This is a genomic window from Campylobacter concisus (genome assembly GCF_902460575.1).
Classification (GTDB): domain Bacteria; phylum Campylobacterota; class Campylobacteria; order Campylobacterales; family Campylobacteraceae; genus Campylobacter_A; species Campylobacter_A concisus_AW.
The window spans coordinates 64,469-83,468 of sequence record NZ_CABPUY010000003.1 but is presented as its reverse complement, the minus strand read 5'-3'; the positions used below and the strand labels follow the sequence as shown (position 1 = coordinate 83,468).

20 protein-coding genes are annotated in these 19,000 nt (G+C 40.9%); 11 read left to right on the top strand and 9 right to left on the bottom strand.

The genetic code is table 11. The annotated features are described in order from the left end of the window. Nucleotides 1–7 precede the first annotated feature (7 nt). Complete coding sequence (locus F3G76_RS06905; protein ID WP_188116271.1) at nucleotides 8–229, bottom strand: hypothetical protein; 222 nt, start codon at nucleotides 227–229, stop codon at nucleotides 8–10. A gap of 203 nt (nucleotides 230–432) precedes the next feature. Here F3G76_RS06905 and F3G76_RS06900 point away from each other — a divergent pair, with 203 nt between their 5' ends. Further along, nucleotides 433–738, top strand: coding sequence for a hypothetical protein (locus tag F3G76_RS06900; protein ID WP_223227441.1), 306 nt, complete (start codon nucleotides 433–435; stop codon nucleotides 736–738). Nucleotides 739–824: 86 nt separating this feature from the next. Here F3G76_RS06900 and F3G76_RS06895 read toward each other — a convergent pair whose 3' ends face one another. Next, nucleotides 825–1,655 (bottom strand): peptidylprolyl isomerase, encoded by an 831-nt coding sequence (locus F3G76_RS06895; RefSeq protein WP_021088961.1) that lies wholly within the window; start codon nucleotides 1,653–1,655, stop codon nucleotides 825–827. 70 nt (nucleotides 1,656–1,725) lie between these two features. On the opposite strand from F3G76_RS06895, the gene gltX reads away from it, so the two are divergent. The 6 genes from gltX to F3G76_RS06865 all read left to right on the top strand — a co-directional run bounded on the left by gltX (nucleotide 1,726) and on the right by F3G76_RS06865 (nucleotide 6,537). After that, nucleotides 1,726–3,105, top strand: a complete 1,380-nt coding sequence (gene gltX / locus F3G76_RS06890) for a glutamate--tRNA ligase (protein WP_012140345.1) — start codon at nucleotides 1,726–1,728, stop codon at nucleotides 3,103–3,105. After that, the gene (locus tag F3G76_RS06885) at nucleotides 3,102–4,355 is read left to right on the top strand and encodes a malic enzyme-like NAD(P)-binding protein (protein ID WP_149706283.1); all 1,254 of its coding nucleotides are present in this window, start codon (nucleotides 3,102–3,104) and stop codon (nucleotides 4,353–4,355) included. Before gltX ends, F3G76_RS06885 begins: the two co-directional genes overlap by 4 nt. A gap of 90 nt (nucleotides 4,356–4,445) precedes the next feature. Beyond that, nucleotides 4,446–5,072 carry a uracil phosphoribosyltransferase gene (upp, locus tag F3G76_RS06880; protein WP_004317747.1) on the top strand — a complete coding sequence of 209 codons (627 nt, stop codon included), beginning with the start codon at nucleotides 4,446–4,448 and terminating at the stop codon, nucleotides 5,070–5,072. A 9-nt stretch (nucleotides 5,073–5,081) separates the two neighbouring features. After that, nucleotides 5,082–5,588 (top strand): ribonuclease domain-containing protein, encoded by a 507-nt coding sequence (locus F3G76_RS06875; protein ID WP_021092069.1) that lies wholly within the window; start codon nucleotides 5,082–5,084, stop codon nucleotides 5,586–5,588. Continuing rightward, nucleotides 5,585–5,857 (top strand): barstar family protein, encoded by a 273-nt coding sequence (locus F3G76_RS06870; protein ID WP_149702019.1) that lies wholly within the window; start codon nucleotides 5,585–5,587, stop codon nucleotides 5,855–5,857. Before F3G76_RS06875 ends, F3G76_RS06870 begins: the two co-directional genes overlap by 4 nt. Then, the gene (locus F3G76_RS06865) at nucleotides 5,854–6,537 is read left to right on the top strand and encodes an MqnA/MqnD/SBP family protein (RefSeq protein ID WP_087581328.1); all 684 of its coding nucleotides are present in this window, start codon (nucleotides 5,854–5,856) and stop codon (nucleotides 6,535–6,537) included. Before F3G76_RS06870 ends, F3G76_RS06865 begins: the two co-directional genes overlap by 4 nt. A 199-nt stretch (nucleotides 6,538–6,736) precedes the next feature. On the opposite strand, the gene cooS is transcribed toward F3G76_RS06865, so the two are convergent. Further along, a complete protein-coding gene (cooS, locus tag F3G76_RS06860; protein WP_087586796.1) occupies nucleotides 6,737–8,776 on the bottom strand; it encodes an anaerobic carbon-monoxide dehydrogenase catalytic subunit in 2,040 nt (679 codons plus the stop codon). Between the two features lie 153 nt (nucleotides 8,777–8,929). Between cooS and F3G76_RS06855 the strand changes: the two genes are divergently transcribed. The 4 genes from F3G76_RS06855 (at nucleotide 8,930) to F3G76_RS06840 (ending at nucleotide 13,350) form a co-directional block, all read left to right on the top strand. Beyond that, nucleotides 8,930–9,847 (top strand): ABC transporter substrate-binding protein, encoded by a 918-nt coding sequence (locus F3G76_RS06855; RefSeq protein ID WP_149706282.1) that lies wholly within the window; start codon nucleotides 8,930–8,932, stop codon nucleotides 9,845–9,847. Further along, a complete protein-coding gene (locus F3G76_RS06850) occupies nucleotides 9,844–10,569 on the top strand; it encodes an ABC transporter permease (RefSeq protein WP_103566546.1) in 726 nt (241 codons plus the stop codon). Before F3G76_RS06855 ends, F3G76_RS06850 begins: the two co-directional genes overlap by 4 nt. Then, nucleotides 10,566–11,309 carry an ABC transporter ATP-binding protein gene (locus tag F3G76_RS06845; RefSeq protein WP_107915356.1) on the top strand — a complete coding sequence of 248 codons (744 nt, stop codon included), beginning with the start codon at nucleotides 10,566–10,568 and terminating at the stop codon, nucleotides 11,307–11,309. The genes F3G76_RS06850 and F3G76_RS06845 overlap by 4 nt, the downstream gene beginning before the upstream one ends. A gap of 205 nt (nucleotides 11,310–11,514) precedes the next feature. After that, on the top strand, nucleotides 11,515–13,350 hold the full coding sequence (locus F3G76_RS06840) for an aryl-sulfate sulfotransferase (RefSeq protein WP_149706281.1): 1,836 nt from the start codon (nucleotides 11,515–11,517) through the stop codon (nucleotides 13,348–13,350). Nucleotides 13,351–13,395: 45 nt separating this feature from the next. Here F3G76_RS06840 and F3G76_RS06835 read toward each other — a convergent pair whose 3' ends face one another. The 6 genes from F3G76_RS06835 to lysS are packed head-to-tail and all read right to left on the bottom strand — an operon-like array spanning nucleotide 13,396 to nucleotide 18,999. After that, the gene (locus tag F3G76_RS06835) at nucleotides 13,396–13,992 is read right to left on the bottom strand and encodes a hypothetical protein (RefSeq protein ID WP_149706280.1); all 597 of its coding nucleotides are present in this window, start codon (nucleotides 13,990–13,992) and stop codon (nucleotides 13,396–13,398) included. Nucleotides 13,993–14,019: 27 nt separating this feature from the next. Then, entirely contained in the window at nucleotides 14,020–14,808 is a 789-nt protein-coding gene (locus F3G76_RS06830; protein ID WP_103642992.1) for a shikimate dehydrogenase, read from the bottom strand. Continuing rightward, nucleotides 14,805–15,698, bottom strand: a complete 894-nt coding sequence (locus tag F3G76_RS06825) for an SPOR domain-containing protein (RefSeq protein WP_149706279.1) — start codon at nucleotides 15,696–15,698, stop codon at nucleotides 14,805–14,807. Before F3G76_RS06825 ends, F3G76_RS06830 begins: the two co-directional genes overlap by 4 nt. A gap of 9 nt (nucleotides 15,699–15,707) precedes the next feature. Continuing rightward, the gene (locus tag F3G76_RS06820) at nucleotides 15,708–16,250 is read right to left on the bottom strand and encodes a DUF1882 domain-containing protein (protein WP_012140331.1); all 543 of its coding nucleotides are present in this window, start codon (nucleotides 16,248–16,250) and stop codon (nucleotides 15,708–15,710) included. Then, nucleotides 16,250–17,494 carry a serine hydroxymethyltransferase gene (locus F3G76_RS06815; RefSeq protein ID WP_149706278.1) on the bottom strand — a complete coding sequence of 415 codons (1,245 nt, stop codon included), beginning with the start codon at nucleotides 17,492–17,494 and terminating at the stop codon, nucleotides 16,250–16,252. The genes F3G76_RS06820 and F3G76_RS06815 overlap by 1 nt, the downstream gene beginning before the upstream one ends. After that, nucleotides 17,491–18,999, bottom strand: coding sequence for a lysine--tRNA ligase (lysS, locus tag F3G76_RS06810; protein ID WP_223227457.1), 1,509 nt, complete (start codon nucleotides 18,997–18,999; stop codon nucleotides 17,491–17,493). The genes F3G76_RS06815 and lysS overlap by 4 nt, the downstream gene beginning before the upstream one ends. Nucleotide 19,000 lies beyond the last annotated feature (1 nt).

Here is a 19,000-nt window from a genome sequence, read left to right as displayed (position 1 = left end):
GGCTTTTCTAAGATAAATTTAAAAAACAGCTACATTTTACCTGAGAGCGAAACTGCTTCATTATATAGACCGCGCTTATTACCGCAACCACCGCTAAAATGGTGATCGTTATTATTAGAAGCGCCTGTTTGTCAGGATTTGAGTCTAGAAAGTAGCCAACTCCAAGCAAAACAGCACACCAAACCCTAGCATTAAGCGTGGTAAATAGGCAAGAACTAAAAATATTCATCTTAGCAAGCCCAACTGGCAGGCTGATATACTACGAATTTTAGAGATAAGGCGCGAGTTATACCTACAAATTTGCCGTATTTTAGATGATCCCACGCCCAAAAAAGTAGCAAATACACTGCAAAGGCGATAGGACTTTTGCTACCAATTATTGCTATTTTACTTTTGATAGCACTTATTAAAACTTGGCGAAAATGGCGCATTTTGCAAAGAAGTAAATTTTGCTCAGTGGGCGCTATCAGCAAAATTTTCGAGCGTGACTTTTCGATGTTTTATGGCATAGTCTCTATCGTTCTTTTTGCAAGCATCACAAATTTAGTGCTAAATCAATACAAATTTGGCTTTGAAGCTCAGTTTTTTGTTTTAAGCATGGGAGCAGGTGCAGCAATAAGTCATAACTTTATCTTAGCAAGCTCAGGAGCTGGCATCACACCTTATGCCCCGTATGCCGTAGCAACCCTTATATCTACGCTATTTACGTTGGATTTTTCACTAAAAAAGCTTAAATAAATTTGGCTGCTTTTACAGGTTTTTGCTTATAAATTTTAAATTTAAATTTTAGAGAAATTTAGCCACCAAAGTGGCTAAATTTGAAGTTATCTTAGGATTTGAATTTTTGCTTTTGCGCGGAGTTTTTCGAAGTAATCACTCATTAATTTTTCTTGCTCGCCTTGGTAAAGCTCGTTTATAACGTTATCTTTTACATCAGCAAAGCTTGGTGTATATGAGCCAATCTTCTCTTTTACTAAAAACATATCAAAGCTATCAGGTCCTTGCAAAGGCTGTGTGTAGTCGCCGTTATTCGTGCTTGAGATGATCGCAGCAAGTCTTGGATCTATGCTTTGATAGTCCAAACTGACCTCTTGCGTTTGCACGCCGTCTAGTAGCTTCGGACTTGTCTTTTGAGCCTCAAGTAGCTCAGGGTCTTTTGCTCTATAAACTACGACTCTAGCGGTGCTAAAGACCTTAAATTTGTCAGGATTAGCGTCAAAATACGCCTTTGCTTTTTGCTCATTTATGTTTTTGCCAGCCTCAGCAGCTATGCTTTTATAAAGTTTTTCTTGAAGCATCTTGTGCTCTAGGTTGTTTTTAAAGTCCAAAAAGTCCATGCCTTGGGCTTGGATAGAGCTTCTAAACTGCGAATTTGTCATGCCATTTTGCTTTGCGATCGCCTCGATCCTGTCGTTTAGCTCAAAAGGTGTCACGCTTAAATTTAAGTTTTTTATCTGCGCATCTTCAAGCCTATCTCTGATAAGCAAATTTAAAGCGTCCTGCTCTGTTGTCTTTAGCTGTTCCTTCAAGCTATAAACCTCGTAAAGCGTGATAGGCTCGTTCTCCACGATAGCTGCGATGCCGTTTATCATCTGAGCTGAATATAAATTTAAGGCACTTAACACGCCAGCAGCCAAAAAGAGCAATTTTTTCATAATGAAACCTTTATTTAAGTATTTAGTAAATATAATTTTGGGCAATTATAACATAAAAATAAGGCACAAAATGATAGTTACTAGATTTGCTCCGTCGCCTACTGGATACCTACATATAGGCGGACTTAGGACAGCTCTTTATAATTATTTATACGCAAGAGCTAACAATGGAAAATTTCTGCTCCGCATCGAAGATACTGACTTAAAACGAAACTCAGAAGAAGCCACGCAAGCCATAAAAGAGGCATTTGCTTGGTGCAAGCTAGATCACGACGGCGAAGTGACCTATCAGTCAAAGAGGTTTGATCTTTACAAAGAGTACGTTAAAAAGCTGCTTGATGAGGGCAAAGCCTACAAATGCTACATGAGCAAAGAGGAGCTTGAGGAGCTTAGAGCTAGCCAAGAGGCAAGAAAAGAGCGCCCAAAATATGATAATAGATATAGAGATTTTACTGGCACGCCTCCAGCTGGCATCGAGCCAGTCATCCGTATAAAAGCCCCACTTAGCGGCGAGATCGTCATACATGACGGCATAAAAGGTGAGGTTAAATTTAAGGTTGAAGATATCTTAGACGACTTCATCATCGCAAGAAGCGACGGCACGCCAACATACAACTTCACAGTTGTGATAGATGATGCGCTAATGGGCGTAACAGACGTTATTCGCGGCGATGATCACCTCTCAAATACCCCAAAACAGATCGTTCTTTACGAGGCGCTTGGTTTTAAGGTGCCAAAATTTTATCACGTCGCTATGATAAACGGCGAGGACGGCAAAAAGCTTAGCAAAAGGCATGGCGCGACCGACGTTATGGAGTATAAAAAGATGGGCTACTTGCCTGAAGCGCTCTTAAATTTTCTCGTTCGTCTTGGCTGGAGTCACGGCGATGATGAGATTTTTACTATCGAGGATATGCTTAAATACTTCAATCCAAACGATATCAACAAAAGCTCAAGCACCTACAACGCTCAAAAGCTTGACTGGCTAAATTCTCACTATATAAAAACTTTGCCTTATGAGAGGCTAGCGCACGATATGCTCGAGTTTGGCGTGGATTTTAAGGCTTTGGTAAAGGGTGAGCTACTGCTAAATTCGCTCCGTGAGAGATCAAAGACACTAATTGAAATGGCAAATAGCGCAAATGCTATCATCAACGCTCCAAAAAGCTATGACGAGAAAGCTTGGGCTAAATTTATAAATGAAAATAGCAAAGAAATTTTGGCTAAATTTGCTCAAATTTTAGACCGTGACCTTGACGCAAAGGGCTACGAGGAGCTAACTAATAAATTTTTAGAGCAAAATGGCTTAAAACTAAAAGACCTGGCTCAGGCTCTAAGGATAGCGCTAACTGGCTCAAGCGTGAGCCCAAGTATCTTTGAAGTGCTTGAAGTAGTAGGTAGCAACGAGATCAAAAACAGAATACAAAATTTATTAAAGGAAGAGAAATGACACATGTAACTAAAGAAGAGGCACTAAACTACCACATCGGCGGTAAGATCGAGATCAGGGTAAAGACACCTTGCGAGACTTCAAGAGACCTTTCGATGGCCTATACACCAGGCGTTGCTGAGCCTTGTAAAGAGATAAATGCAGACACTGAACTAGCTTATAAATATACAAATAAAGCAAATTTAGTAGCTGTCATCACCGATGGTACGGCTGTTCTTGGTCTTGGCGACATCGGCGCTATCGCTGGTAAGCCAGTTATGGAGGGCAAGGCGGTGCTATTTAAGAAATTTGCAAACGTTGATGCCTTTGACATCGAGCTAGACGAGCACGATCCTGATAAGATCGTTGAGATTTGCAAAGCTCTAGCTCCTACATTTGGCGGTATAAATTTAGAAGATATCCGCGCTCCAAAATGCTTTGAGATAGAAAGAAAGCTTCAAGAAGCAGTCGATATCCCTGTAATGCACGATGATCAGCACGGCACAGCGATGATAACAAGCGCTGGCATTATAAATGCGATGGAAATTTCTGGCAAAGATATATCTAAGATAAAGATCGTAGTTAGTGGCGCAGGTGCAGCCGGCATCGCTTGCGCAAAGATGTATAAAGCACTTGGCGCAAAACACATCGTGATGATAGATAGCAAAGGCGTCATCCACTCAAAAAGAACAGACCTAACTCCAGAGAAGGTTGAATTTGCGCTTGAGACCGAGGATAGGACACTAGCTGATGCGATGAAAGGCGCTGATATGTTTTTAGGTCTTTCTAAGCCTAGCGTTGTGACAAAAGAGATGGTTGCGTCGATGAATAAAGAGCCTATCATCTTTGCTTTGGCAAACCCAGTGCCTGAAATCTTCCCAGAGGACGTTGTAGCTGTAAGAGATGACGTTATGATGGGCACAGGCAGAAGCGACTATCCTAACCAAGTAAATAACGTTTTGGGCTTTCCATTTATCTTTAGAGGCGCGCTTGATGTTAGGGCTAAAAAGATCACTGAAAATATGAAAATGGCAGCAGCTAAAGCACTTGCACAGCTTGCAAAAGAGCCAGTGCCAGCCGAAGTTTTAAAAGCAAGTGGCGTTAGCGAGCTAAAATTTGGCAAAGAGTACATCATCCCAAAACCATTTGACAAGCGCGTACTAACAGCGGTCGCTCCAGCAGTTGCAAAAGCTGCAGTTGAAGATGGCGTAGCGAGAGTAAAAGATTTTGATGTTGAGGCTTACAAAGCCAAACTTGCAAAAGGTTTTTAATCAAATTTAGCCCAAATTTTGGGCTAAATTCTCCTCTTGGCATTTTGTAAAAGACAAACCTTGTAAAAACAGTAAATTTAAGGACAAAAAATGCAAAACGTGAAGCTCATCTCACACCCATTGATCGAGCATAAATTAACCATTTTACGTGATAAAAACACCCAGCCTTTTCAGTTTCGCATGCTAGTTGATGAGATCAGCTACCTTATGATCTTTGAGGCGACTAGAAATTTAAAGGTAAAAGATGTCAAAGTCCAAACACCAGTTGCGGTGGCAGACGCAAAGAGGCTCACTACAAAGGTGATGATATGCCCTATTTTAAGGGCTGCTCTTGGCATGCTTGATAGCGTCTTTACCATCATCCCAGATGCGAGCGTTGGCTTTTTGGGCTTTCAGCGAAATGAAGAGACAGCGCAGGCTGAGTTTTTCTACGCAAAGCTTCCAAAAGACGCAAAAGAGCGCATGGCGATCATCATAGATCCTATGTTTGCGACTGGTGGCACGGCGATAGATGCGGTCAAATTCTTGCGTGAAAAGGGCGTTAAGGAGATCAAATTTATCTCTATCATCGCTGCACCTGAGGGACTAAAGAGATTTAGCGAAATTTACCCAGACGTCGAGGTCTATACGGCATCGATCGATGAGAAATTAAACGAGAAAAACTACATCGTACCAGGTCTTGGCGACGCTGGCGATAGAGTTTTTAACACACTTTAAGGGCTAAATTTGAACAAAAGACTTTTGCCGGCTTTAGTCGCCTTTGTCATTGCTATCATCATTGGCACTTTCTTTTTTTCAAAAGAGGGCGGCGAGGCAAACAAAAACGCTCAAATTTTACTTGAGCAGCTAAACAAAGAGGGGCAAAAGAGCCAGAGCCTTGCAGAAAACGGCTCATACACCTCAAAAGATGAGGTCGCACTTTATATCTATAAATTTAACAAGCTGCCAAAGAATTTCATAACTAAAAAAGAGGCACTTGAACTTGGCTGGGACGCAAAAAGCGGAAATTTATGGCAGATAAGCGGCGGCAAAAGCATAGGTGGGGATAGGTTTTCAAATCGAGAAAAGAGGCTGCCTGAGGCTGATGGTAGAAAGTGGTTTGAGTGCGATGTGAATTATAATGGCGGCAGACGTGGCGCTGAGAGAATTTTATATTCAAACGACGGACTTATCTACTACACGCCAGATCACTACGAGCATTTTTACCTGCTTTATGAGAAGAGGATGCAATGAAAATCGTGATCTTAGACGCCAAAAAAATGCTCGAAAAAGAGAAGATGCATGAGTATTTTGCAAAGAAATTTGACCTGCCAGAGTACTACGGCAAAAATTTAGACGCGCTCTTTGACTGCCTTTGTGAGATAAATGAGCCAACGCTTATAAAGCTAAAAAATGAAAATGCTTTGGATAGTGCCACGAAAGAGAGCTTAATCCAACTATTTCGCGATGTTTGCAACGAAAATGAGCTAGTTAAATTTGAGCTTGTAAAAGATGAAAAATGATATTTGGAAAGATTGATTATCTAAATTTACTCCCATTTCACGTATTTTTAAAATCAGCCCAACTAAGCTCTCAGATAAAAAAGGCGATCGAGTTTAAAAAGGGCGTGCCAAGCAAGCTAAATAGGGCACTAAATGCCAGAAAGATCGACGCTGCGGTTATCTCAAGCATAGCTAGTAAAAAGGCAAATTTAAAGAAGCTAAATTTTGGAATAGTCGCCAAAAAAGATGTAAAAAGCGTGCTTGTGCGCAAAAACTCAGCCCCAAAGCCAGATCCTGCCTCAGCTAGCTCAAACGCCCTTGCAAAGATACTTCATCTAAATGGCGAGGTGATCATAGGCGACAGGGCGCTAAAAGCATACTTAAGCGAGGGCAAAGAGTGCTTTTACGACCTTGGTCAAATTTGGCACGAAAAGACAAATTTGCCATTTGTTTTTGGTAGATTTTCTTACGTAAAAAATGGCTCGTTTTACAAAAGGCTGGTCGCAAAATTTTTACAAAAAAACGTTAAGATCCCAAACTATATCTTAGCCAAGTACGCTAAAAGTCGCGACATAAGCGAGCAAGATATCAAGTGGTATCTTAAATTTATAAGCTACAAAATAGGCCCAAAAGAGCAAAAATCACTCCGAAAATTTTTTAAAGAACATAGGTTTTTAAGAGAGGCTGTATCGCAGGCTTAGATAAATTTAGACTTTATAAATGTTTAAAGTTGCGATACAAAAATCCATCTAGGATTAAGACTTAACCTTATTTTTAGCAAAATCACAAAAGTATTTTAGAAGCAAAATTTCATCTTATTTTTGATCACATTTGATAAGATCTGCTCCGCCAAAGTGGCTTTTTGGAGCAGACTAAAGTGCTAGAGTTTGTAAATTTATCTTACGCTCTCCAGCCAAGTTTTTCTCGTTTTGCTTTCATATCAGCTACGATATTTTCAGCAAGTGCGACAGGATCAAGATTTACTACCATTTTTGAGCCAAGGATCGGCAATGTGCCATTTGCCATAAATTCCTCAACATTTTTTGAGCCTTGAACAGGGGCAAATACGCAGTGGTAAGATGAAATTCCAAGTAGTCTAAAGCCAAGTGCGGCATCTATGCCCTTTTCATTTGACCACTCAGGGCTTGAAAATGCGTATGGCAGGTCTTTGATGTCAGTACTTAAGTTTTGACTAAGCGCATTAAACATCGCTGAAGCCCTAGCGTTGTCCAAGCACTCGCCCATGTGCCAGATCGGTGGGATCTTATAAGGTGCTAAAAATTCTCTCAAGCTATCGCCGCAGTATTCAAGCGCATTTGCATTGCAAAGTCCTGTTTTTAGTAGTGGAAATGAGGCGCAGCCGTTTGTCATTATTAGGACATTATTTTTTAGAAGCGTTCTAGCTACATTTACGACAGCTTTTTCATAAACTACGCGTGGATTTGAGCAGCCGACTAAATTTACAAGTCCAAGTATCTTGCCCTCTTTTATCGCATCAGCGATGACCTGCGTTGAGCCAAAAATTTTATTTACATTTTCTAGTGAAAAGCCCATTTTAGCTTCGACTTCGTATTGCGGGATATGCACTGGTATGCCTTTTCTAGCTTCATGGCTCTCAAGCGCTCTATATAAAATTTTCTCTGCGATCTCGTGAATTTCACTCATATTTGAGTGATGATGATCAAAGCCGATGTGCTCAGCTCCAGGAAGCCTTGCAGAGTCGCTTGTAGTGATGACTGTCGTTTTAAAGCACCTTGCTACCTCCATAACGGTAGGATAGACATCTTGCACATCAGCTAGCCAAAGATCAAGCGCCCCTGTGCCAACGACAAGCTCTGCGCCAACTGCGTTTGAAAGCGGTATAACGCCGTCGTAGCGATACATAGCCGAAAGTCCGTTACAGCAAACACCATAAAACTGAATGCCTAAAGCACCCTTTTCTTTGGCTAAATTTTGAAATTTCTCGCTCTTGCCAAGCTTAACGACGACACTTACTAAAAGTGGAGAGTGTCCGTGAAGCGCGATATTTACGTAGCCTTTTTTGATAGCGCCTAAATTTATCTTTGAGTCATTTAGTTTTGGCAGACCAAATAGACAATCCATCGCAATAGACGTGCCAAGCGTGCTTGACCAAGCGTAAGCTAGGCCTGTGCGGAAAAACTGCTTCATTACATTTCGCCAGTCGCCATCTGTGCCAGTGCTCGTTCTATGAAGGCTCTCTGTAACCTCGTGATAGACGCCTATTGGCAAGATATCAAGCTTTTTCCACACCTCTTGACGCTCTTTTGGAGCAAAGGTCTTTATGGCTTTATGCTCTTGTGGCAAGGTGCGAGATAGATCTTCAAGTAAGATATCAGCGATCTGCGAGGCAAGCTCGTTTATGCTTTTGCTCTCATCAAGTCCAAAAGCCTTTGCAACTGCACGCACTTTCTCTTCGCCTTCTATTGGGATATTTAGCTTACCAGTTGCTGCGTTTTTAAGAGCTAGCATGTTTTCTCTGCCTCTTGCGCCGTGAGCCGCAGCACCGCCAGCTACGTGACGGAGTAAATTTCTAGCTACGATGACATCTGCATCAGCGCCGCACACGCCACGAGTTGCCTTTGATGTGATCTTGCATGGTCCCATAAAGCAGATCTTACAGCAAATTCCAGCCATGCCAAAGGTGCATTGTGGCTTTTGCTTGTCAAATCTATCAAAAACAGTCTCGATCCCCATATCTTGCATTTTTAGGAGCATTTCGCTAACGGCTGGATCAGGTGTCTCTTCGATTACTTTTTGCTTATTTGGAAAGGTTTTTTTATAAAGTGAGATAGCATTTGAGTAGTCTGTAAATTCTGCCTCGTCTTTGTAGTCATAAAAGCCTTTTTCATTTGGCTTAGCCTCTTTATCAAGTCCGTATTTCTGGATCTTGATGCCTAAAATTTCGTCGTTTGTTTGCATTTTTGCTCCTTATGCAAGTAAATTTTATCTTTTGGATAAGTCTTGGATTATATCATCAAAAATTTTCACAGAGATTGATTTAGGATAAATTTAGTGTAAATTTTAGATTTGGTTACTATAATTACACACTTAAAATAAAATTCAGGAAAATTTATGACCAGGCGTTATGCTTTACAAATTTTAGGCTCTTTCTTGGCTCTTAGTAGCCAAAAAGCTCTAGCAAGCACTCCAAAGATCGGCGTAAAAATAGGCTTTGTGCCGATAAGCGATCATCTATGCATCATCGCTTCAAAACTCTATAAAAGTGAAAATTTCATGATAGTGCCTATTAAATTTGCCAGCTGGGTTGATCTAGCTGAGGCGCTTAGGGCAGGGGCGATTGACGGGGCTTTTATGCTAGCTCCACTAGGTCTTATGCTAAGAGCAAATGGCGCAAAGATAAAGACAGTGCTATCAGCTCACAAAAATGGCTCAGCCCTTGTGGCTAGAAGCGACGTGATCGGTCTTAAGCAGCTTGCTGGCAAAAAGATCGCTGTGCCTTCAAAATTTAGCATGCACTATTTTTTACTTGATACTATCTTAAAGCGTGAAAATATGAGTGTAGATATCATTGAGATGGCGCCACCTGAGATGCCTTTTGCGCTTCTTAGCCATCAGATAGACGCTTATATCGTGGCTGAGCCATTTGGGCAAATGGCGGTAAATTTTAAAGGCAGGGCGAAGAATTTACTCTTTTCAAAAGATATAAAGCCAAATCACATCTGCTGTACACTAAATTTTCAAGAAGAGATCCTCTCAAAGCCTTATTTTAATGAGCTTTTAGATGCTTTTAGAAAATCAGCAAGCTTTATCACAAAAGATCACGAAAAAAGCGCACTTTTGGGCAATGAAATTTTAAGTCAAAATGCAAATTTATTAAAGCTAGTGCTTGATAAAGAGATCGTAAGCTACGACGATCTAAGCCTAAAAGCAGAGGAGTTAGAGGAGCTAAAAGAATTTCTAATCAGCAAAAATTTAGGCAATCAAAAACTAGCAAATTTAGAGATAAACTCATACTTGGAGCAAAGATGAAATACCTTTTTCAAATTCTCGTTTTAGCCCTAGCTTTGCTTATCTGGCAAGCTTTTAGTGGGGACTTAGTACCAAGCGTAAAAGAGGTGGTAGGTGCATTTTTCGAGCTTGCAAAAAGCGGCAAACTGCTTCTTGGCGTCACTGACTCACTCATTAGATACGTCATAGGACTTCTCGTTGGCTCGCTTGTTGCGGTTTTGGTTGGACTTATATTTGGACTTTTTCCTAAATTTGCAAACGCGTTTGAGCCGCTTATCGGGCTTTTACGTCCTATTTCGCCGATTGCTTGGATACCTTTGATAGTCCTTGCCTTTGGTATCGGCGATAAACCGACCATTTTCATCATCGCTTATGCGATATTTTTTCCTATGCTACTTCTTACTATAAATGCCGTAAAAAGCGTGCCAAATGAGCTTGTTTTAGCGGCTCGTGGCTTTGGAGCTAGCAAAATGCAAATAATCACTGGCGTCATCATGCCAGCAAGTCTTTTTAGCATCATCTCAGGGCTAAAGCTAGCAGCGAGCCTTGCTTGGATAAATTTAGTAGTTGGCGAGATGGTGGGAGCGCAAAGCGGGCTAGGATATCTCATAATAGACGCTAGAAACCAGCTTAGGATAGATAGCGTAATGGCGGTGATTTTTGTGATCGGCGTGATAGGCATCGTGATAAATTTCATCTTTTCGCTCATTGAAAGATACGCAGGGGAGAGGCTTGGACGATGATAAAGATAAAAAATTTAACCAAATCTTTTGGGGACACTAAAATTTTAAAAGGGATAAATTTAGAGATAAAGCAGAATGAATTTTGCGTTTTGCTTGGCGGCAGTGGCTCTGGCAAGACGACACTTTTAAACATCCTAAGTGGCACGAGCGAGCTTAGTAGCGGTGAAATTTCGATGCAAAATAAAATTTATACAAAGAAAATTTCACTAGACAAATCTCGCCAGATCATCACTCAGACCTACTCGCTAATGCCATGGCTAAGCGCAAAAGATAACATCAAATTTGCCCTAAAATGCTCTGGTATAAAGGATAAATTTGAACAAGAAAAGAGAGCTAGCAAATTTCTGGAGCTTGTTAGTCTTTCTCACAAGGCTGAGCTCTTCCCACACTCGCTAAGTGGCGGCCAAAAGCAGCGTGTCGCTATAGCAAGGGCGCTTAGCTTAAGCCCTGAGGTGTTGTTTTTAGACGAGCCATTTTCTGCACTTGATCCAATAACAAGGACAAATTTACAAAAAAGCTTAAAGCAGATGTCAAAGACTCAAACCACTATCTTTGTCACGCACGATATCGATGAGGCGCTATTTTTGGCTGATAAGATCGTGATCTTGCACGATGGCGTGATTATAAAAGAGATAATCAATCCAAATTTTGGCGTGCATGATCTAAAGTATTTTGAGCTAAAAGCTAAAATTTTTGACCTCATAAATGGCGAAGATAACGAGGTTGAATACGCCATTTAATAAATTTTAAATATATTTTTAAATTTTAAGCTATTATTAATCTTAGCGTTAAATTTATGTTATAAAGATTTACTACAATTACACACAAAGCAAATCATTTTTGTTATTCCTTTTACTGATTGAGGCCTTGGTTTTTGCCGAGGCTTTTTCTAAATTTTATAAGCTTTATGAGTAGAGTTTATAAAATTTATTTAAAGGAGATGTTATGAGAAAGACTTTGTGTTCTGTTGCGCTTGCTTCTGCACTTTGTACGGCTGCTTTTGCCATTGGTGGTCCAAGCGGAGCTAAACTTGACTACGCTATAACAGGAGCTATCGGCGAAGTAGTGGTAAATCCATACGACACAGCGCCTCTTACAGCAGTCATCAAAAATGGCGGCTACACACTAAGCAACGCTAAGGTCACTATCGTGCCAAAACAAGGTGGTCAGGTGATAAGCTACAAAGTGGCTGACAAGCATCTTCGCACACATGGCGGCATCCCAGTTTTTGGCATGTATCCTGACTATCAAAACACCGTTGAAGTCGAGTACGACAAGAGCTACAAGGGCAAGACTGAGCATATAAAAGAGAGCTATAAAATTTACGCCCCAGCTATCTACCTAGAGAGCGCTGGCACGCCAAATCAAAAGGGCGCGTTATTTGATAAGATCGAGGTTACTAAGCCTGCGAGCGCTAAATTTGCAAACCGCCTCTACTATGTAAATAACTTTGTAAATAAAACAGGCAAGGGCACAAAAGTCGTTTGGAACAACCCAGCTGGCGGTGCCATCGAGTGGAACTACAGCCCAAATAACTTCATCCTTGATACAAAAGGCGAGGTTAGATGGTATCTTGAACCAAGCAAAATTTACGACCTAAAACAGCCATTTCACGCTGGCGTTATGATGGGCTTTAAGCAAAATGACGACGGCGCTATGACTTGGGGATATGGCCAAAGATACGCAAAATACGACATCATGGGTAGAGAAATTTTCAACCGCGAGCTACCAGCTAGCTACAACGACTTCTCACACTCGATGGACGTAGCACAAAACGGACACTACTTCTTGCGCGTGGCAAATGCCGACTACAAAAGGGCTGATGGCAAAAACGTAAGAACAGTGCGCGATGTGATCGTCGAGCTTGACCGCGACGGCAACGTAGTTGATGACTTTAGACTATATGAAATCCTCGATCCTTACCGCGACATCGTGCTAAAAACGCTTGATCAAGGCGCAGTTTGCTTAAACATAGACGCTAAAAAAGCAGGCCACACAGCAAGCTCTGATGAGCTTCAGTCTATGGATACACACGATAAATGGGGTGACATAGTTGGCGCTGGTCCAGGACGCAACTGGGCGCATGTAAATAGTGTGGATTACGACCCAAGCGATGATAGTATCATCATCTCAAGCCGCCACCAAGACGCAGTTATAAAGATCGGTCGTGACAAACAAATAAAATGGATCATGGGCGCTCACAAGGGCTGGAGCGATAAATTTAAAGATAAGCTCCTTCAGCCAGTCGATAGCAAAGGCAACAAGATCGTCTGCGAAGATGAGTACTCAAAATGCCCAGGATACGAGAGTGACAAAGGTGGTTTTGACTGGCAATGGACGCAACATACGGCATTTAGGATAGACAGCAAGTCTAAAAAAGGCGAAATTTATCTAAGTGTCTTTGACAACGGCGACACAAGGGGCATGGAGCAACCAGCCATCGCTGGCATGAAATACTCTCGTGCGGTCGTTTATAAGATCGATGAGAACAAAAAGACCGTTGAGCAGATCTGGGAGTACGGCAAAGAGCGCGGTAAAGAGTGGTATAGCTCAGTTACAAGCCTTACGCAGTATCAAGATGACCTTGATAGTGTGATGGTCTATTCAGCCGTTGCTGGCATGCAGTTTGACATCGCAAAAGGTCGCCCAGTAGGACTTCCTAGCCCGCACATCGATGAGTTTGAGTGGGGTGCAAAAGAGCCTAGCATCGAGATAAAGATGACAAATGCTATGGGCTATCAGGCGTTTCCATTTAGCTTGCAAAAAGCGTTTGAGAAATAAATTTTTTCCTCCTTTGCTTCGGCAAGGGAGGCTTTTAGTTAAAATTTATTTGCTGTTTTGCTCTTTTAAAACGACCTTTGCATTTTTCTCTCTTTTACAAAACTCTAAAAAATTTAATCCACTTTTTGTATCGTCATTTAGCCCTATGCATCCAAAACCTCTCTCATCATGCGGATAAAGTGCTAAATTTAGGCTTGGAAAGATAAAAAAGCACCACTCATTTAAGGAGTATGTATAAAGCATGAGTAGTTTAGCTAGATCTTTGATCTCATCAAATCTCAGAGCATCTATCCTAAGGCAGATGGCAGGCAGCAAAATCTCACCATCTAAACCAAGATCAAAGTGCTCATTTGGCTCTTGCAAGATGCCTAGCTTTTTAAATTTATCGTGCAAATGTTTTATTTCAATCGTTTCATCGCTCAAGTTAGTATCGTCGTAGTTTAAGGCGCTTATGACAAATGCTTCATTTTTAAATTTATTAAAATATTTATCAAAAAGCTTTAGTGCGGTATCTACGCCAGAAGCCCAGTTTTCATCCTCTATCTCAAAAAAGCCTATCCAGTTTTTAGAGTGACTAAAGGAGTTAAAATTTATATCGCTAAGCTTTAGAGCCTTATTTATCAAGCTTGATGATTTTTCCATTTTGTTTAATGCACTCTTGCAAGAGCTCTATAAACTAAGAGCCTCTCGCATAGAAATTTCTATCTTTTTCTCATCAAGGCTGCCATTATAAAATAAATTTAACGCTAAAACCGCTTGATACAAGAGCATATCAGCTCCATCTTTGCATGCTAAATTTTGCCTTTTTGCCTCTTTTAAAAATGGCGTTTGCTTGCCGTAAATAACATCAAATGCAAATTTAGCGCTTTTTAAAATGCCATCTAAAATCTCTTTTGGTGCTGGCAAAAGGTCATCTTTTAGCCCTGCTGAGGTCGAATTTACCACTAGATCAAATTTATGCTCTTTATAGTCATCCCAGCTAAAGCACTCATAGTGATCTTTAAATTTATCAAGTCTTGCCTTGCTTCTATTTAGTATGCAAACATCTATGTTTTGTGATTTAAGTGCGTAGGCTAGGGCATTTGCGGTGCCTCCAGCTCCAAGGATGATAGCGCTTTTTGCCTCTTTGAAATTTGATATCGCTTTTAAAAAGCCAGGTGCGTCAGTGTTGTAGGCATAAATTTTCTCATTTTTTAGCACCAAAGTGTTTGCAGAGCCTATTTTACGTGCTGCTTCTGAGGCCTCATCAGCTAAATTTAGAGCAAATTCTTTATGCGGGAGTGTGACATTTGCGCCGTTTAGTTTTAAGGATTTAAATTTATTGATTAGCTCATTGCCATCTTTTAGCAAAACCCTTGTGTAAAGGGCATCAAGAGCCAGATCGGCAATGGCTTTGTTGTGTAGTCTTGGAGATACCGAGTGAGCTATCGGATCTCCAAAAACTGCGAAGGTTTTCATTTTGCTCTAAAGACAAAAGCGTCTTTATTGACATCTTTTCTTATGTCATTTACAGCTTTTTGTAGCCCTTTTTCATCAAACGGACCAACTAAAATTTTAGTTAGCTCGCCAGCTTTTATAGTTTTGTAGCTATAACCTTTGGCTGCTATTTTTTTCATGTAGTCGGCATTTGGGTTAAATTTACTAGTTGCAAATACTTGAACATAAGAGCCTTTTGCGACGCTCTCAGCTTTTGCTGGAGTTTCAGCTTTTTTCTCTACTTTTTCTGCTTTTGCAGGAGCTTCAGCTTTTTTTTCTACCTTTGTTTCAGGTTTTTTCTCAGCTTTAGTTTCAGCTTTTTTATCTGCTTTTGCCTCAGTTTTAGCTGGCTTTGCTTCAGGCTTTTTCTCTACTTTAGATTCGCTTTTTGTTTCAGCTTTTTTAGCTGGAGCTTCTACCTTTGTCTCAGCTTTTTTAGGTGCTTCAGCTGGATGCTCGACAGCTTTTACTACCTCTTTTGGCTCTTCAGTTTTAGGAGCTGATTTTGCACCTTCTTTATCTTTTAGCTTTTTGATCATATCTTCAAAATCATCTTGTTGCTTATTTTCAGGCACGATAGGCACTTGCTCGAAAAGCTGAGTATCGCCTTTTTTAACATCTGAATTTGTATCTTGTGCAGGCACCTGTGTATCGACTGGCTGCTCTGCTGGCACTGGAGGCAGAACTAGTCTTGAGTCAGCTTCGTTTTGTGCTTGTGTTGAGTCGCCTGAGTTTATAAGCTTCATGGCTACGATGATGATTAAAAATAGTATAACAAGAGCTGCTATAAACATAAGAAGTTTCTTTAGTTTTGCACCCTTTGCCTCATCATCTTTTTCTAAAAGTATATCTTTTAACTCTTCGTTTTCCATTATCTCTCCTTACATATATTTTGACCAACTTGCCCCGCGCTCTTTTTGATAGAGGTTATATGGCAAAGTTAGGATGTTAAATTCTTTTGGCATGTCGATATTTGGGAACATTCTCCACTCTTTGGCTAACTTTTGTGAGAGCTTTGCGCTTAGCATATTTGCAAGCGTGCAAGCTTCATTTAGCGTAGTGTGACCTTTATGCACATAAAGGTGTAAATGTCCTGGGGTCTTAGTCTCATAGGCTGTGAAATTTATAAAGCCTTCTTCTCTTAAAAGAAGCTGCGCTCTATGCCAAAACCTATCTGGAGTTCTGCCATTGTAGTCAAAGACTATGTTTTCGACCTTGTCACTTGCATTGATTAGCGAGTGGGCGATTATAGCTTTGCCCTCCTCATGCTCTTTCATGACACTATAAGTTAGTGGTTCGTTGATCTTTTCAAATTTATCAAAGAAAATTTTACCCTTGTACTCTATCTTATTGACGATTGTGTCACGTTTGATGTAGTAGTGGGTCGTTATTATCTTTATAAGAGATGTATCAATACTTTGCATCAAAATGTCGCTTTATCGTAGATTATAAATTTATGAGCTAGCTCTTTTAACTCGCCCTTGATCTTCTCTTGTAAAGATGTGTTGTTGATGTCGCTTAGCACGTCAGCGATCTTGTTTGCTATTAGCTCAAATTCAGCCTCTTTCATGCCACGAGCTGTTAGAGCTGGGCTACCTGCACGTATGCCGCTTGTGATAAACGGACTTCTTGACTCGCCTGGAACTGTGTTTTTATTTACAGTTATGCCAGCATTTCCTAGAGCGATATCTGCATCTTTTCCGCTAAAATCGCGGTTTAAGAAGCTCATTAGGATTAGGTGGTTATCAGTGCCGCCACTTACTAGATCAAAGCCTCTACTTATTAGCACTTCGCCAAGTTTTTTAGCGTTTGCTTTTACTTGTTTAGCATAAATTTTCCACTCAGGGCTAAGGTTGTGCTTAAAGCCAACTGCCTTTGCAGCGATGACGTGAACTAGTGGGCCGCCTTGGATGCCTGGGAAGATAGAAGAGTTTATCTTTTTAGCGTACTCTTCGTTGTTTGTCATGATGATACCGCCTCTTGGGCCTCTTAGAGTTTTATGTGTAGTTGAGCTTACGACATCGCAGTGTGGGAAAGGATTTTGATGCTCTCCAGCCACTACAAGACCCGCTATGTGAGCAACGTCTGCAAAGAGTATCGCACCAACAGCGTCAGCTATCTCTCTAAATTTCTTAAACTCGATCTCTCTTGTGTATGCGCTCGCGCCACAAACGATCATCTTTGGTTTTACTATCTTTGCGATATCCATAACTCTATCGTAGTTTATGCGACCATCAAGCTCGACGCCGTAAAAGAAGCTCTCATACATCTTGCCAGAGCTGCTTACCTTTGCGCCGTGTGTTAGGTGTCCGCCATGGCTTAGATCCATGCCTAAAATTTTATCGCCTGGGTTAAGCAAAGCACCATAAACGCCTTGGTTTGCCTGAGAGCCTGAGTTTGGCTGAACGTTTGCGAATTCGCATCCAAAAAGCTCTTTGCATCTATCGATAGCGATTTGCTCGATCTCATCGACAAATTCGCAGCCACCATAGTATCTCTTTCCAGGGTAGCCTTCGGCGTATTTGTTTGTTAGGATTGAGCCCATCACTTCCATGACTTCTGGATATGTGAAATTTTCGCTAGCGATCATCTCAAGGTGGTCACACTGGCGTTTTAACTCTAAATTTACTAGGTCGTAAATATCTTTATCATAGCTTTGCAAACTCATTTTTCGTTCTCCTTTGTCTCAGTTTTTAGTGGCCTCATCGCTGGGAAGAGGACAACGTCGCGTATTGATTTTTTATCTGTTAAAAGCATGACAAGCCTATCGATGCCTATGCCTTCGCCTGCAACTGGTGGCATGCCGTATCCTAGGGCTTTTACATAGTCCTCGTCCATCTCGTGAGCCTCGTCATCGCCTGCATTTTTAGCGTCGATCTGCGCCTTAAAGCGGTTGTATTGATCGATCGGATCATTTAGCTCGTTAAAGCCATTTGCAAGCTCTCTACCAGCGATAAATAGCTCAAATCTCTCTGCCACGTCAGGATTTGTGTCGCTTCTTCTTGAAAGTGGGCTTATAGAGATCGGATAGTCGATGACAAAAGTTGGGTGTATTAGCTTGCTCTCTACGTAGTTATCGAAGAGTTCAGCCTGCAAGTGGCCAAGGTCAAGCTTCTCGTTTGCCTCAAAGCCATCAGCTCTTAGTTTTGTTAAAATTTTATCCTTATCATTTACCACATCTTCGGCAAGTCCGCCTATCTCAACTAAGGCTTTTTTATAGCTTATGCGTTTAAATGGCTTGCTAAAATCAATCTCCATGCCATCAAAATTTATCACTTTCTCCATGCCAAGTTTTTCTAAAATGACATTAAATAGATCCTCTGTGATGCCCATTAGATCGTGGTAGTTGTGATATGCCCAGTAAAACTCGATACTTGTAAATTCAGGGTTGTGGGTTAGGTCCATACCCTCATTTCTGAAGTTTCTATTCATCTCATAAACAGCCTCAAAGCCACCAACTACAAGACGTTTTAGATATAGCTCGGGAGCGATTCTTAGGTATCTCTCAACTCCAAGGGCGTTGTGAAATGTCACAAATGGTTTTGCATTTGCGCCACCAGCTATTGGGTGAAGCATCGGAGTTTCAACCTCTAAAAAGCCCTTTTCTTCAAAAAATCTTCTAATCGTGCTTATAATCACTGAGCGCTTTTTAAAATCAGCCCTAACTTCAGGGTTCATTATCATATCAAGGTATCTTTGGCGGTATCTTGTCTCAACATCAACTAGCCCATGGTACTTCTCTGGAAGCGGACTTATCGATTTTGTAGCTAAGCTAAGCTCATTTACGTGCATTGAAAATTCGCCAGTTTTTGTTATAAAAGCGTAGCCTCTAACATAGACGATGTCGCCTATTTCTACATATTTTTTAACGATTTTAAACCACTCTGGATCAAGCGTCTTGTTACTAAAATAAATTTGTAAATTTCCATTTTCGTCTTCAATGTTTGCAAAGACTGCTTTACCAGCGTCACGGATCAGCTTTATCCTGCCTGCAAGGCCAACTAGCTGCCCCTCTGCTTTTTTCTCTTCTGTATCTTTTATATAGTTAAATTTAAGTCTAAATTTAGAGATATTCATATCTCTTCTAAGAAAATGTGGATATGGATTTATGCCTAAATTTCTAAGCTCATCTATGCTTTCTAATCTTTGAATTTCGTGTTGGTTGTCAAATATC

Excerpts from the sequence above, each read along its gene's own strand:
- F3G76_RS06895 (WP_021088961.1), bottom strand. The coding sequence starts at position 1,655 with ATGAAAAAATTGCTCTTTTTGGCTGCTGGCGTGTTAAGTGCCTTAAAT.
- F3G76_RS06815 (WP_149706278.1), bottom strand. The coding sequence starts at position 17,494 with ATGAGTTTGCAAAGCTATGATAAAGATATTTACGACCTAGTAAATTTA.
- F3G76_RS06840 (WP_149706281.1), top strand. The coding sequence starts at position 11,515 with ATGAGAAAGACTTTGTGTTCTGTTGCGCTTGCTTCTGCACTTTGTACG.
- F3G76_RS06850 (WP_103566546.1), top strand. The coding sequence starts at position 9,844 with ATGAAATACCTTTTTCAAATTCTCGTTTTAGCCCTAGCTTTGCTTATC.
- F3G76_RS06865 (WP_087581328.1), top strand. The coding sequence starts at position 5,854 with ATGATATTTGGAAAGATTGATTATCTAAATTTACTCCCATTTCACGTA.
- cooS (WP_087586796.1), bottom strand. The coding sequence starts at position 8,776 with ATGCAAACAAACGACGAAATTTTAGGCATCAAGATCCAGAAATACGGA.
- F3G76_RS06905 (WP_188116271.1), bottom strand. The coding sequence starts at position 229 with ATGAATATTTTTAGTTCTTGCCTATTTACCACGCTTAATGCTAGGGTT.
- F3G76_RS06845 (WP_107915356.1), top strand. The coding sequence starts at position 10,566 with ATGATAAAGATAAAAAATTTAACCAAATCTTTTGGGGACACTAAAATT.
- F3G76_RS06825 (WP_149706279.1), bottom strand. The coding sequence starts at position 15,698 with ATGGAAAACGAAGAGTTAAAAGATATACTTTTAGAAAAAGATGATGAG.
- F3G76_RS06820 (WP_012140331.1), bottom strand. The coding sequence starts at position 16,250 with ATGCAAAGTATTGATACATCTCTTATAAAGATAATAACGACCCACTAC.
- F3G76_RS06830 (WP_103642992.1), bottom strand. The coding sequence starts at position 14,808 with ATGAAAACCTTCGCAGTTTTTGGAGATCCGATAGCTCACTCGGTATCT.
- F3G76_RS06870 (WP_149702019.1), top strand. The coding sequence starts at position 5,585 with ATGAAAATCGTGATCTTAGACGCCAAAAAAATGCTCGAAAAAGAGAAG.
- upp (WP_004317747.1), top strand. The coding sequence starts at position 4,446 with ATGCAAAACGTGAAGCTCATCTCACACCCATTGATCGAGCATAAATTA.
- F3G76_RS06835 (WP_149706280.1), bottom strand. The coding sequence starts at position 13,992 with ATGGAAAAATCATCAAGCTTGATAAATAAGGCTCTAAAGCTTAGCGAT.
- F3G76_RS06855 (WP_149706282.1), top strand. The coding sequence starts at position 8,930 with ATGACCAGGCGTTATGCTTTACAAATTTTAGGCTCTTTCTTGGCTCTT.
- gltX (WP_012140345.1), top strand. The coding sequence starts at position 1,726 with ATGATAGTTACTAGATTTGCTCCGTCGCCTACTGGATACCTACATATA.
- F3G76_RS06885 (WP_149706283.1), top strand. The coding sequence starts at position 3,102 with ATGACACATGTAACTAAAGAAGAGGCACTAAACTACCACATCGGCGGT.